At 35.3% G+C, this 13,049-nt stretch carries 14 protein-coding genes; 11 read left to right on the top strand and 3 right to left on the bottom strand.

All coding sequences use genetic code 11. The features are described 5' to 3' along the window. Positions 1-139 precede the first annotated feature (139 nt). Positions 140-1,453 (top strand): coiled-coil domain-containing protein, encoded by a 1,314-nt coding sequence (locus A5866_RS09715; protein WP_086443663.1) that lies wholly within the window; start codon positions 140-142, stop codon positions 1,451-1,453. 118 nt (positions 1,454-1,571) lie between these two features. On the opposite strand, the gene A5866_RS09710 is transcribed toward A5866_RS09715, so the two are convergent. Next, positions 1,572-3,377, bottom strand: a complete 1,806-nt coding sequence (locus A5866_RS09710; protein ID WP_086443664.1) for a M3 family oligoendopeptidase — start codon at positions 3,375-3,377, stop codon at positions 1,572-1,574. A 112-nt stretch (positions 3,378-3,489) separates the two neighbouring features. Here A5866_RS09710 and A5866_RS09705 point away from each other — a divergent pair, with 112 nt between their 5' ends. The 6 genes from A5866_RS09705 to A5866_RS09680 all read left to right on the top strand — a co-directional run bounded on the left by A5866_RS09705 (position 3,490) and on the right by A5866_RS09680 (position 7,094). Next, positions 3,490-3,993, top strand: coding sequence for a VanZ family protein (locus A5866_RS09705; RefSeq protein ID WP_086443665.1), 504 nt, complete (start codon positions 3,490-3,492; stop codon positions 3,991-3,993). Between the two features lie 183 nt (positions 3,994-4,176). Next, positions 4,177-4,569, top strand: a complete 393-nt coding sequence (locus tag A5866_RS09700; RefSeq protein WP_086443666.1) for a YxeA family protein — start codon at positions 4,177-4,179, stop codon at positions 4,567-4,569. Positions 4,570-4,617: 48 nt separating this feature from the next. After that, complete coding sequence (locus tag A5866_RS09695; RefSeq protein WP_086443667.1) at positions 4,618-4,827, top strand: hypothetical protein; 210 nt, start codon at positions 4,618-4,620, stop codon at positions 4,825-4,827. 517 nt (positions 4,828-5,344) lie between these two features. Continuing rightward, positions 5,345-6,070: a YebC/PmpR family DNA-binding transcriptional regulator gene (locus A5866_RS09690; protein WP_086443668.1), complete on the top strand. Its 726-nt coding sequence runs from the start codon at positions 5,345-5,347 to the stop codon at positions 6,068-6,070. Between the two features lie 75 nt (positions 6,071-6,145). Then, complete coding sequence (locus tag A5866_RS09685; protein WP_086443669.1) at positions 6,146-6,676, top strand: GyrI-like domain-containing protein; 531 nt, start codon at positions 6,146-6,148, stop codon at positions 6,674-6,676. Positions 6,677-6,695: 19 nt separating this feature from the next. After that, a complete protein-coding gene (locus A5866_RS09680; protein ID WP_086278094.1) occupies positions 6,696-7,094 on the top strand; it encodes a DUF1801 domain-containing protein in 399 nt (132 codons plus the stop codon). A 103-nt stretch (positions 7,095-7,197) separates the two neighbouring features. Here A5866_RS09680 and A5866_RS09675 read toward each other — a convergent pair whose 3' ends face one another. Both A5866_RS09675 and A5866_RS09670 read right to left on the bottom strand, forming a co-directional pair. Beyond that, positions 7,198-8,124 (bottom strand): LacI family DNA-binding transcriptional regulator, encoded by a 927-nt coding sequence (locus A5866_RS09675; protein WP_086443670.1) that lies wholly within the window; start codon positions 8,122-8,124, stop codon positions 7,198-7,200. A gap of 18 nt (positions 8,125-8,142) precedes the next feature. Beyond that, a complete protein-coding gene (locus tag A5866_RS09670; RefSeq protein WP_086443671.1) occupies positions 8,143-8,433 on the bottom strand; it encodes a hypothetical protein in 291 nt (96 codons plus the stop codon). Positions 8,434-8,623: 190 nt separating this feature from the next. Between A5866_RS09670 and lacD the strand changes: the two genes are divergently transcribed. The 4 genes from lacD to A5866_RS09650 all read left to right on the top strand — a co-directional run bounded on the left by lacD (position 8,624) and on the right by A5866_RS09650 (position 12,881). Next, positions 8,624-9,613, top strand: a complete 990-nt coding sequence (gene lacD, locus A5866_RS09665) for a tagatose-bisphosphate aldolase (protein WP_086443672.1) — start codon at positions 8,624-8,626, stop codon at positions 9,611-9,613. A 909-nt stretch (positions 9,614-10,522) separates the two neighbouring features. Continuing rightward, complete coding sequence (locus A5866_RS09660; RefSeq protein ID WP_086278103.1) at positions 10,523-10,897, top strand: hypothetical protein; 375 nt, start codon at positions 10,523-10,525, stop codon at positions 10,895-10,897. Positions 10,898-11,464: 567 nt separating this feature from the next. Then, positions 11,465-11,722, top strand: a complete 258-nt coding sequence (locus A5866_RS09655) for a hypothetical protein (RefSeq protein ID WP_254907509.1) — start codon at positions 11,465-11,467, stop codon at positions 11,720-11,722. After that, positions 11,706-12,881, top strand: a complete 1,176-nt coding sequence (locus A5866_RS09650; protein ID WP_254907510.1) for a DUF5776 domain-containing protein — start codon at positions 11,706-11,708, stop codon at positions 12,879-12,881. Before A5866_RS09655 ends, A5866_RS09650 begins: the two co-directional genes overlap by 17 nt. The last annotated feature ends 168 nt before the right edge of the window (positions 12,882-13,049 follow it).

Genomic DNA, 13,049 nt, shown 5'->3' with positions numbered 1-13,049 from the left:
AAAATGAAATACTCCTGTAACATTATTTTTATATGTATGACATGTGATTATGATACAATGATTTCGTTGTCAATATAGAATGAAAATTACTCAAAAGATGAACCATTATATGATAAGTAAAAAGTCGGAGGAATGAATAGTGAAGAAAAGTATATTGCCATTATTAATGACTTGCTCATTAGTTCTTACATCTGTAGCATTACCAGCAATCGCATCAGCAGATGAAGTGGATTCAAAAATTCAACAAAAAGACCAAGCGATTTCAGGATTGAAATCTAAAGAAGCTGACGCTCAAAGTCAAGTGGCTGCGGTGCAAGATCAAGTAGCTTCTATTAATGAAAAAGCAGAAACTTTATTAGCTGAACAAGGCAAATTAAGAACAACATCGACTAACTTAGAAAAAGAAATTACACAATTAACAAAACGTATTGAAAAACGTGAAGTTGCTATCCAAAACCAAGCACGTGACGTACAAGTTAATGGCGGTAGCTCAAGCTACATGGATGCATTATTGAACGCAAAATCAGTATCTGATGCTATTACTCGTGTAACAGCTATGTCTACGATTGTTAATGCAAACAATAACTTAGTGAAACAACAACAAGAAGATAAAAAAGCAGTAGAAACAAAGAAAACTGAAAATGAAGAAAAATTACAAGAATTACAAGATAATCAAGTAGAACTTGAAGCTCAAAAAGGCGATCTTGTTAAAGCAGAAGCTGATTTGAATGTATTACAAACAACATTGGCTGCTGAAAGAGCAACTGCTGAAGATCAAAAAGCTAGCTTAGTAAAAGAAAAAGATGCTGCAATTGCAGAACAAGCACGTATTGCAGAACAAGCAAAAGTAGTAGCAGCAAATGCTAAAAAAGCTTCTGAAGAAGCTGCAGCTGCTAAAGCAACAAAACCAAGTACTACAACTGCTTCATCAACTGAAGAATCAGCAACTATTGGTAGCTCAACAAATAATAATAACAATACTGAAGTGGTAACACCTCCTGTTAATAATAACGGTGGAGGCGACGGAACAGTTGATCCGACACCAACTCCAGATCCTGTTAAACCAGATCCAATCCCAGACCCAACTCCACTACCACCATCAACTGGCGGTTCTGCAATTTCTATCGCAGCAGCACAAGTTGGTAAACCATATGTATGGGGTGCTAAAGGTCCAAATAGCTTTGACTGTTCTGGTTTAGTCTACTATGCATTTATGAATTCAACTGGCCGCAACGTTGGTGGTTATACAGTTGCACAAGAAAGTGCTGGTACACGTATTTCTGTAGCGGAAGCTCAAGCTGGAGATTTATACTTCTGGGGTAGCCCAGGTGCTTCTTACCACGTAGCAATTGCTACAGGTGGTGGTGGTTATATTCATGCAGGTGATCCAAGTACAGGTGTTCAATATAGCAATGTTGGTTCATTCACACCAAGTTTCGCTGTACGCATGTAATCAAATTAAATCTAATAATTTAAGAATCAGACTGATGTCTGGTTCTTTTTTTTGTAAAAAGAAATAGAAAGAACTCGATTCAAAGTATTTTCTACCTTGAACTGAGTTCTTTCTATTTTTATTTAATATAATCTTCAGTCAACTCTAAAAATTCATTTACATCTTTAATTACTTGATCGATCCCAGCTTGCCAAAAATCAGGTTTTGTTAGGTCTACATCTAAATGTTTTTTAGCCAAATCTTCAGAAGTCATGGATGCTGTATCTCGAAGTAACGCGATATATTGACCTTCAAAACCGCTACCTTGTTGATTTGCATAAGCGTAGATCCCCATACTAAACAAATAGCCAAATGTATAAGGGAAATTATAAAATGGAACATCATCAATAAAGAAATGAAGTTTACTTGCCCAGAAATGAGGATGGTAAGTTCCCAAACTATCTTGATAACTTTCTTTTTGTGCTTCTAGCATTAGTTCGGTGATTTCATCTTCACTTAAAAGTCCATTTTGACGTGCTTCATAAAAATTATTTTCAAAAATAAAACGAGAATGGATATTCATAAACATGGCAATGGCATTTTGCATTTTGATATCCAATAAATTTATTTTTTCCTCTGGTGTCTCTGCTTTTTTCAAGGTAGCATCTGCTACAATCAATTCTGCAAACGTACTAGCTGTTTCAGCAACGTTCATTGCATATTCTCGGTCAAGTGCAGGGAGATCCCACATCACGCTGCTGTGGAACGCATGACCTAACTCGTGTGCTAATGTTGCAACTTCATTGATCGAATTTCCAAAAGTCATAAAGATTCTAGATTCTTTTGTTTCGGGAAGTTCCGTACAATAGCCACCTGGGCGTTTATCTGGACGATCTTCGGCTTCGATCCAACTCTTTTCAAAAGCACCTTTCGCAAAAGTTGCCATGGCTGGACTAAATTTTTCAAAGTTTTCTAAGATAAATGCTGCTGCTTCATCAAAACTGTAGCTTTTTTCTTTTAAGTCACCTAAGATGATCGGCGCATCTTGATCTTGCCAATCCATTTTGTCTTTCCCAAATAACTGTGCTTTACGAGTTAAGAAGTCGATGAATGGTTGTTTATTTTTTTGAATGGTTGCCCACATCACATCTAAGGTTTCTTTTTGCATCCGGTTATAGTTTAATGGTTTTTCTAAGAAATCCGTCACACCATGTAGTTTGTAGTCGCTCAAACGGAAACCATCTAAATGATTCAATGTATCTGCTAACAAGGGTGCTTTGTCACTCCAAGCTTTTTCCCACGCAATAAACAGTGCTTCACGGACTTCTGGGTTAGGATCACTCATCATACGGTTAAAGGCTTGGCCGGCTGAAAGTAATGTTGTTTGATCGCCTTCTTTAAATGGAATCAGAATACTAGCTACAATGGTATCATAGTGGCTGCTCCAAGCATTTAGCCCATCTAAGGATAAGGTGTTGATGATATTTTCTTCTTGCTCAGATAGGAGTTGCATGCCATCACGACGAATCTCACCTAAGCGAAAAGCAATGGAGTCAAAAACAGGTAGACTGATTAATGCTTGCCAATGTTCATCAGAAATTTCTGTCAATTTTTTTGTGAAAATAGTTTCTGCTAACTGAATTGCAGGTAATTGTGAGAAAAGATCTCCAGCTAAAATTTTGGCTTTCTTGTCTTTTGTGTCAGCTGAAGATAATGCGTTGATAAAACTACCACATTGTGAAAATCCGTCTGAAATTTTTTCATGTAAAGCTAAAATCTCTTGTAATTTTTGATAATCTGCATCGTTTTCTGGTGTCCATTGCTCGATCAATTGATGATAGCTGGCGCTTTGTTCTTTCAGTTGTGTTAATCGTTGTTCTAATTCCACAGAGTGGCTGCCACCAGGGAAGATACTATCTAGATCCCAAATAAGTGAATAAGTCATACTCGATTCCTTCTTTCTTAAATTCATTTCTTTTAGTATATCATAAGAAAAATTGAGTGATTGTTTATTTTGTTTAAAAAGTCTACTATAATAAAAGAAAAGAGGTGACGATTTGAAAAAACAGTTAAAAAATAGTAATTTTTATATAGTTGTAGCGTTTTTGATCATGGCAGTATTATTCTATAGCTCTTCCCAAACATATGAACAACAATCACAAGTGGGGTTATTGGATAATTTATTAAGCAATCATCCATTTAAAGAACAGCTGAAAGGAATTTCATTTAGTTATGCTGGTAGTGAAGTAAGTGTTCAAGCAATGGGGTATGCTAAGTTTATAGAATTTTTTATTCGTAAGGGTGCTCATTTTGGTACATACTTTTTATTGGGTGGCAGCTGGTTTATCGGATTGAACATGAAAATCAAGCAGCCTCTTTTAATCAGCGTTGTAGCATGGCTTACCGCAACTGGTTATGCTGGCTTGGATGAATATCATCAAATGTTGACAGGTGGACGGACCCCGTTATTTCAGGACGTGATGTTAGATTCTATTGGTGCATTAACTGCAGTATTACTTTGCCTAATTGTGATAGGTATCAAAAAGATGAAGAAGAAATAGAAGAAGTTGGGCTCTGAAGGAAGAACAAATAGTAAGACCACCTACCGACTGGAGTAATCCAGTCGGTATTTTTATCATTTTATTCTAAAAATCAGTCTCAAGCTGGATGAAAATTAATAGTAAAAAAACTATGATAAGGAAAGTGAGTGAAACGACCGATAAAAAGAGAAGGAGAAAAACAGTATGAAACGTTTCTGTAAATCCATATTCACAACGATTATTATTTTGATACTCAGCGTTATTGGCCTTAGAATTTATACATACAATAATACATCAACTGCTGCAGCTGTGATCGATCGTCTAAACCCATTCGTTAAAAATGATACACTATATACTATGACGACAGCTAAGTATGAGGGGAAATATCCAGATGCTGTCAGTAAGATAGAAAATTTTACTTATATTCAAACTTGTTATAACAAAAATGGGTACACAAGAAAACTGGAATATATTTCATTTGGAAAACAGCTGTCACCAGGCAAGTTCCTAAAATTAGAAGTCAAAGGGCAGAATGTTTTGTACTGGGAAGAAATCAAACAGCAAGAATTACCAGAATCTGTTGTACCGCTATTGTAGCCAAACGAAAGAAATCCTTCTATAATAAAAAATAAGGAGTGATTGAATATGGAGATTTTGACTATCAACCAAGTCAAAACTAGAGATACTGCAACAATAGCTAGCTTAGGTATGTTGGCTTACCGAGTTTTTCCAGATACAGGATGCATCAATATCCAGTTATTAAGCGGTGAACAAGAAGAATGCACGATTCTATTCAAAACTGGTGAAATGGCAGTATTACGTGGTGTAGAGCTTCGTCTAGATATTATTGCATAGTATTATAGATAAATAAGGGAAGGCAATTGCTGAAAGGTGTTGTCTTCCCTTGATTTGTTTAAATAGGATTCGAATCATATAAATGAGAGTAAGGGTTGCAACTATTAAGAAGCATAGTAAAATGGAAGGTAACTAACTGGATGTCTAGCTACACGGGCTAGCCTCTCGGGAAAAAGATAAAAATCGATTATGGCAAAGAGCGCCACCCTCAATTTTTCCTATTTTCCTGTCAAGGCTGACCAAGCTCTTTCAGCTTTTAATGTTATCTAGCTACGCGGGCTAGCCTCTCGGAAAAAAGATAAAAATGGAATGTGACAAAAAGCGTCACAGTCAATTTTTTCTATTTTTCAGTCGAGGCTAAACGAGCCCGCTACGCTTTTAAATTATCTAGCTGCACAAATCAATCCTTAGGAAAATAGATAAATTGTCAGTGAAACAAAGAACGTTTCAATGTCAATTTCCTAATTTTCTACAGAATCAAACGATTTGTTCCGCTTTTAAATTAGGAGGAGAAATAATGGCAGGTCACAGTAAATGGAAGAATATTCAAGGTCGGAAAAATGCGCAGGATGCTAAACGGGGGAAGATTTTTCAAAAGTTATCAAGGGAAATTTATATGGCAGCTAAAGTAGGAGGGGCTGATCCAGCGACGAATGCGGCTTTAAGACTGGTGATGGATAAAGCAAAAGCAGCTAATATGCCTAATGATAATATCGATCGTGCAATCAAAAAGGCTAGCAGTACAGGTGAAAATGAGCATTATGATGAGATTACGTATGAAGGCTATGGACCAGCTGGTGTGGCGATTTTAGTCTATGCCTTGACAGATAATCGCAATCGGACTGGAACCAATGTCCGAGTCGCATTTACTAGAAATGGTGGTTCTTTAGGGGAAACGGGTTCGGTCAGCTATATGTTTGATCGTAAAGGCTATATTGCGATCGAGCGTTCAGGTCTTTCTGTGGATGAAGATACAATGTTTGAAAATGTGTTGGAAGCAGGAGCGGAGGATTTAGAAACCTCAGAAGAAGTATTTGAAATTTATACAGCACCGGAAGATTTTACTGCAGTTCGCGATGTTTTAGAAAAAGACGGATATAATTTAGCTCAAGCGGAATTAACAATGGTTCCTCAAACGTTGGTCGAACTTGAGGCTGAGCAACAAGAGCAACTACAAATTTTGATCGATAAACTAGAAGAAGATGATGACGTATCAGAAGTTTTTACTTCAGCTGATCTGTGATTTAAAAAATGATGACATGATGTTGTCATCATTCTCATGTTAATTTATAGTCATCACGTAAATGGAGATGAAACTATGAATTATAAAATCGAAGAAAAAGCAGCTTTTGCAGTTGGTGGATATTTACAAGAAATGCCGAAAATCGAAAAAAATGAAAATTTTTATGAAATATCACATTTTTGGTCAAATTTAACAGAAAACAAAATGAATCAGTTGATGTCTGTAACAGATGGAACTATTCAATGTTTACTTGGCATTTCTGATAGCAACAAAGCACAACGAGAATCATTTAACTATCTGATTGGCACAAGTGTAAAGCCTAGAGATATTAAGATGGATAGTTTAGATCTTATCCAGTTTCCAGTATCAGACTGGGCAGTAGTTGAATGTGTGGGTGCAATTTCAGCAGGTGTTACAGCCTTGGATGACAAGCAACCGTTTGAACCGAATACCTTGATGAAATCAAAAATGCAAATGAGCGCACCTTGGAACAATAATGGACTGGTTGAGAATACTGAGCTACCTAGAGTAGAACTTTATCCAATGGGGAACATGGAATCCGAGGATTACCGGTGTGAATTATGGATTCCAATTAAAAAATACTAGTTCTAAAAAGAGGGATTGAATGAAAGAGATTATTGATATAAATGTAGCAAAGGTTTTTGAACAGTATCCAAAGGAATATCGTAAACCATTACTACAGATAAGAGAGTTGATTTTTAATACCGCTGCAGGACTGGCTAGTGTCGGTGAGCTAGAAGAAAGTTTGAAGTGGCAGCAGCCATCTTATGCGACAAGAGTCAGTAAATCAGGCAGTCCGATCCGGCTCGATCGCTTTGGTGCTGAAAAGATTGCGATTTTCTTTCATTGTCAAACAACGTTGGTGGAAGAGTTCAGAGCATTGTTTAGTGATATTTTTGAATTTTCCAAGAATCGAGCAATTGTTCTTGATCCAGAAACAGAATTACCAATCAATGAACTAACTTTCTGCATTGAGCAAGCATTAACGTATCATAAAAGATGATTTAACGAAAAAAAAGATACTATAGGTGTGGGACAGAAGTAAAAAAACTTCTGTCCTAGCTGTATAGTATCGTTTTTTTTTATTGTTCTGCTGGTAGGAACTCCTATATCCGCTGAATAAAAGTATAGGGGATTGCTATACTCTGGTTCGATTTTTCAAATAGCAAGTGAAAGGCAGCCGCACCACATTGATCTAAATGATGATCAATAGTAGAAAAACCGAGCAGTTGGCTAGATAATAAGTTTTCTTCACCAATAACTTGTACGTTTTCTTGGTCAATGTGCTGTAAGACACCAGCTGCAACGTCGTCGCCATTAGTCACGATCACATCAAGTTCTTTTATCTTAGAAAAATGAATGCCTGCGTTTACACCATCTTCAAAAGAGCGGCAATTTCTAACGATCATCACCTCATCAAATTTTCCTATGACCGTTTGATAGGTCTCAAGTACTAACGCAGTACTGGCACTAATCGTTTCTGATCGTCCAACAGTTAAGGCAATCTTAGAATGACCTTGTTTTTTTAAACTAGTAAATAAATCGATATATGATTCTTCACGTTTGATGGACACACAAGAAATTGGAAAGTCACCAGTATCTTCACAGCAAATGATCGGTGCGTATTTTAAATAACGTGCAATCGTTTCAAATGAAATTTTTTTTGAGGTAATGATCATACCATCCCAAGCTTTTGCAGCTAATTCATCTAAATATTGCTTCTCGATATTCGGATCATAATTTGTAGGCAGTAAGGTTACTTTGTATCCTTCCTTGAATGCGGCGCCTAAAATACCGCTGACGATTTTTTCAGAATAAGGGTGATTAGCATAAGGAATCATCACCGCGATATGAGTTGATTTTCCACTACTTAAATCACGGGCTTTAGCATTTGGGATATAGTCAAGATCATGCATGATCTTCAAGATTTTCGTTCGTTTTTCCTCAGAGACGTAAGGGTGATTATTCAAAACTCGTGAAACAGTCGTGACTGAATAGCCTGAAAGCTTGGCAATATCACGTATATTTGCCATAGATGACTCCTTTCAAAATTAGTAACTAACGCTGTTCGGACGCAAGATGCTGCTTAAAAAAGGGAGTAAGTGATTACCATAATCAATAAAGCGATAATGCTCTTTTTCATAATCAAAACAAATGAAATCAAGCTCGCCTTCTGCTCCAAACGTCAAACCTTCTATTTCAGCCAATTCTACTGCTTTATCGATCGGTTTGCAATAGTTATTCAAACTCCGAATGACAAGTGAGCCCTTCTCCGTTGTTAAAGAAACAAAATAATAATCCAGTCCTAAACGATCAGTTAATTCAAGCATCCCATTCATCATAATTTGATACCTCCTGTCTTTTTTTCACTATAAAGTATGAAACGGGTATCAGGTCAAGAAGGAATTCTTCATTTTATTTAAAGTTGTCTTATAAAGTTTCATTATCATCTCCTTTGTCTTTATAAATGCTAGAGAGTATACTCAAGAGTAAGAGAAGTATTTCCTTAAAAAGAGCAAAGGAGTCGTTACGATGATCAAAATCAGTCAAGCAAAAATGGATGCTTTAAATCGTTTATCAAATGAAAAAGGATTGATCGAAGCTTTGGCAATCGATCAACGAGGTTCGCTGAAAAAAATGATTGCCGCTGCTAGTACAATGGCAACAGGAGAAGAAATTGTCGAGTTCAAACAAGTCGCTTCACAAGAGCTGACACCCTACGCTTCAGCGATTCTGCTTGATCCAGAATACGGGTTGCCAGCAACCAAAGTACGTGATGAAAACTGTGGCTTGCTATTAGCTTATGAAAAGACTGGATATGATACAACAATACCAGGTAGAATGCCAGATTTATTAGAGAGTTGGTCAGTTTCACGTTTGAAAGAAGCGGGTGCTGATGCAATCAAGTTTTTACTTTATTATGATCCAGACGAACCGGCTGCAATCAATAAGTTGAAGCATGTTTTTGTAGAACGTTTAGGCAGTGAATGCCTCGGAGAAGATATCCCGCTTTTTGTAGAAATCGTCACCTATGATACTGAAATTATTGATGCAAATTCTGCGGCATTTGCCAGAGTAAAGCCTCATAAAGTATTAGAGTCAATGATTGAATTTTCTAAACCGCAATATCATATTGATGTTTTGAAAATGGAAGTCCCAGTAAATATGAACTATGTAGAAGGCTTTGCTGAAAATGAAGTGGTATATAGCAAAAAAGAAGCGTTAGGTTATTTCAAAAAACAAAGCGAATTAACTGAACTGCCATTCATTTTTCTTAGTGCAGGTGTTTCGACAAAGTTATTTCAGGAAACACTGGAATTTGCTAAAGAAGCTGGTTCTAAGTTTAACGGTGTCCTTTGTGGACGTGCAACTTGGCGTGAAGGGGTAAAACCATTTGCAGCTAAAGGAGAAGCAGCTGGCCGTGACTGGTTTGCCACCCAAGGGAAAGAGAATATCGAAACATTGAATGAAATCGTTGATCGTTGTGGAACTTCGTGGCGGTCAAAAGTTGAGGTTGAATAAACAGAAAAGAAGCGTCAGAACTAAATCGATTTATGATTTAGTTCTGACGCTTTCAGTCCTTTGTTGATTAAGAAATAAAGAGAAAATAAAGTTTTTTTCTATGTATTGCGGATAAACTTTCATTAAACTATTGAATGGTGGAATCAAGTAACTGTTTGGCTAAGCAGCATGTTGGATAAGATTGATGTGAAATATACTTTAGTTTTTGCTGTAATTGTTTTATTTTGGAAAACGTTAGATTTGTTTTTGTATAGCGAAGAACTTTAAACGACGGTTTTTGGTGTAAATAAAAAAGTAGCTTAAATCAAATAGGTAAACTACTTTTTTTAGATTTATTATGTTAATTCAAGAAAAAAATACTTTTCTTCTGCTTCCACCACGCCTTTTCCTATTTGGCTACCCTACCGCTCCGCAGAAGAAAAGTAAAAGTACAGGTAAAGCTAGATTAAAAACATTCATTATAATTTCTTCCTTTAACAAATCATATACGTAACTGGAAATTAAAGCCATAATGAAGTCTAACCAAATAGTAGTGTCTGGCATATGGTAGGGGTAGGATTCGAACCCACATTAACTACATTAATTGGTTGTAATCTATTTGATATATACGATCCACGTTTATTATATAAAATTTAGGTGCTGCCATTTTTCTTTTTAAATGGCATAGATTTTATATTGATAAATGGCACAAACTAATATTACATTTAGAAGAACGGCTATTTACTGAATGGCATTCGCCTATTGTGCCAAATAAGTCGAAAGAAATTTGGTCATTTAAATTGAAAAGTGACAAATGATTACTAATGCTCAATAGAGTTGTTCAAATATATAAATTAAAGAGCGTAATTGATGTTTTAAAAGATGATGTTTGATAAATTAATCTTAACTTAATGAAAAGGGGAGATTACTATGTCAAACAGAAGAAAAAAAGAAAATACCTGTAATGAGTTGGTCGTGATTATGACAACAAATGCGATGAGATTTCCAGAGGTTCAAGCCTTTTGGAAACCCTGTCGGAAGCTGAATACTTATTCAATGCTATTTTGTATGGAAGAAGAAGATTTAATTGCCTCTTGTCTAAAAGCAAATCCTCGAGGATCAGTTTGTATTTTTAATTTAGAAACAGAGCATGTTCTCCTGTTGAAAGGAATATTTACTCAAGTGAAAGTGACTAAATTGCAATTAGAAGATTACTTCGTGCAGTATGAAGAAATGAAACAAAGAATGACCCCAATAGTATTTGAATTTCAGTCATTAACTAAAGAAGAGCTAACGATTTATTAAAACTATCGTGAGAAAACAGTAACTAAAAATCAGACAGAATGCATTAAACTAAGCTGTATGAGTATAACTAAATATACATTAAAACGCGATCTTTAGTAGTTATGGCGAGATCGCGTTTTTTTTAATTCTGCATGTAAAGAATGGAATCAGACACAAGCACGTTTAGTCAGATTCTTTTAAATATGCGATTCCCATAAACATTCGTTTTTAGGACAAGAAGGATAATGCTCAATTATCCTTTGTTAATTTCCTTTTTAAATGGTGGTATTTTCGCCTCGATAAATGGCGGTAAGGAAAAGCATTCATTGTTTAGTCTAAATTAAGTGTGCAGAAAATGATGACACTTTATTGAACAGATAGGGAATGCCGAAAAATCAAGACTTCTACCTGTTCAACAGAAATCGCTGGTTAAATGAATATACTATTTTCAAAAAACTTGGATTATAGAAGTGTAATATAACAATTCTTATTTTCCTTCTTCCTTTATTTACGGATAAATGATGTAGTAAAAATAACGTTATAAATTATAACGTTATTTTTACTTAATATAAGAAAGGAAGTTATTAAATGAAGAAAAAGAAAAAAATATTATTGGGGATTTTAGTTATGATGCTTTTAAGCATAGGCAGCGTTTGGCAGCCGAAAGCTGTCAGCGCAGCTGATACCATCATTGGAGATGATTATCCAGCAAAATGGAAAAATCTTCCTTTGGGTGCAACTAATGATAATTGGAAAATGGCTACGAGATATTGTCCTTCGTTTGTAGCAAATCGATTAAGTGTAGTTAACAAATTTGATATAAGAAGAGATGGATTGGAACGCTAATCAATGGGGAAATAATGCAAAAATACAAGGGTATAAAGTTGATATGAATCCAAAGCGTGGTTCTGTAGCTTACTGGAGTGCCAAATATCATGTTGCTTGGGTAGCAGCTGTGGATGGGAATAGAGTTCTTATTGAAGAATACAACTATGATTATAACGGGAATTATAACTCACGCTGGATTGATAAAAATGTTGTAGATGGATACATTCATTTTAAAGATATGAGTGCAACATTACCACCAATTGATTTGACTAACTATTTCACTGTCAATCCTAAAAAAGTAGCTGCTAAGGTAAATTCTTGGGTATACAATAATAAGGATACATTTTCGGCTGCGACACAATCTAGAGAAATTAAGAAAGATGAAATGATTGATATTGTAAGAATTGAATATAGTTCAACGGGATATCCTAGACTGGTAACCAAAGAAGGCTACTTGTCAGCAAATAAAAATTATTTTGTCAAATTACCCGATAATATTAATGATTATATAACAACGGCACAAAGATTAGTAACGAAAGAAAATATTTGGGTGTATAGTGATAAAGATACATTTTCTGCTGAAACTCAAGTAGTTCAAATTCCTAAAGATACCATGATTGAGGTGAAATCAATTATTTTTAGTAAAGATGGATGGCCACGTCTAGTAACAGATCAAGGGTATGTATCAGCAAATAAAAACTATGTAAAACCAGTACTCGGAAATATCGATGACTATATAACAATAGCACAAAGACTAGTAACGAAAGAAAATATTTGGGTGTATAGTGATAAAGATACATTTTCTGCTGAAACTCAAGTAATTCAAATTCCTAAAGATACAATGATTGAAGTGAAATCAATTATTTTTAGTAAAGATGGATGGCCACGCCTAGTAACAGATCAAGGGTATGTATCAGCAAATAAAAATTATGTGAAGCCAACGATTGATAATATTGATCAGTATGTAACGAATATTGGAGAAGTAGAAGTTAAACAAGATATTTGGAGTTATAATGATAAAGATATTTTCGCAAGCAATACTCAATCAGTACAAATAAAAAAAGGAACAATTTTGACCGTTCAAGGTATTATCTTTAGTAAAGATGGATGGCCGCGTTTAGTGACAGATCAAGGATACGTATCAGCAAATAAAAACTATGTTAGTTTAATTAACTAATCTTAAAGAAGCACTATAAAGATTTAAAGAGAGTTTTCATAAATTTATAGTATCTAATATACTAGACAGAAGTATAAACGCTCTGAAACAAAAAGTAAAAAGGCATTATGAAATTTTCATGATGCTTTTTTTCTTCTGCCAAAAACATTCGTTTTAGGTATAGGTATA

Source organism: Enterococcus sp. 12C11_DIV0727 (assembly GCF_002148425.2).
Taxonomy (GTDB): Bacteria; Bacillota; Bacilli; order Lactobacillales; family Enterococcaceae; genus Enterococcus_L; species Enterococcus_L lemimoniae.
The sequence above is the reverse complement of the archived record's forward strand: the minus strand, read 5'-3'. Positions and strand labels throughout refer to the sequence as shown.

Bases quoted from the DNA above. Each gene is read 5' to 3' on its own strand.
- A5866_RS09670 (WP_086443671.1), bottom strand. From the start codon at position 8,433: ATGATGAATGGGATGCTTGAATTAACTGATCGTTTAGGACTGGATTAT.
- A5866_RS09650 (WP_254907510.1), top strand. From the start codon at position 11,706: ATGGATTGGAACGCTAATCAATGGGGAAATAATGCAAAAATACAAGGG.
- A5866_RS09710 (WP_086443664.1), bottom strand. From the start codon at position 3,377: ATGACTTATTCACTTATTTGGGATCTAGATAGTATCTTCCCTGGTGGC.
- A5866_RS09690 (WP_086443668.1), top strand. From the start codon at position 5,345: ATGGCAGGTCACAGTAAATGGAAGAATATTCAAGGTCGGAAAAATGCG.
- A5866_RS09700 (WP_086443666.1), top strand. From the start codon at position 4,177: ATGAAACGTTTCTGTAAATCCATATTCACAACGATTATTATTTTGATA.
- A5866_RS09675 (WP_086443670.1), bottom strand. From the start codon at position 8,124: ATGGCAAATATACGTGATATTGCCAAGCTTTCAGGCTATTCAGTCACG.
- A5866_RS09685 (WP_086443669.1), top strand. From the start codon at position 6,146: ATGAATTATAAAATCGAAGAAAAAGCAGCTTTTGCAGTTGGTGGATAT.
- lacD (WP_086443672.1), top strand. From the start codon at position 8,624: ATGATCAAAATCAGTCAAGCAAAAATGGATGCTTTAAATCGTTTATCA.
- A5866_RS09655 (WP_254907509.1), top strand. From the start codon at position 11,465: ATGAAGAAAAAGAAAAAAATATTATTGGGGATTTTAGTTATGATGCTT.
- A5866_RS09680 (WP_086278094.1), top strand. From the start codon at position 6,696: ATGAAAGAGATTATTGATATAAATGTAGCAAAGGTTTTTGAACAGTAT.
- A5866_RS09695 (WP_086443667.1), top strand. From the start codon at position 4,618: ATGGAGATTTTGACTATCAACCAAGTCAAAACTAGAGATACTGCAACA.
- A5866_RS09660 (WP_086278103.1), top strand. From the start codon at position 10,523: ATGTCAAACAGAAGAAAAAAAGAAAATACCTGTAATGAGTTGGTCGTG.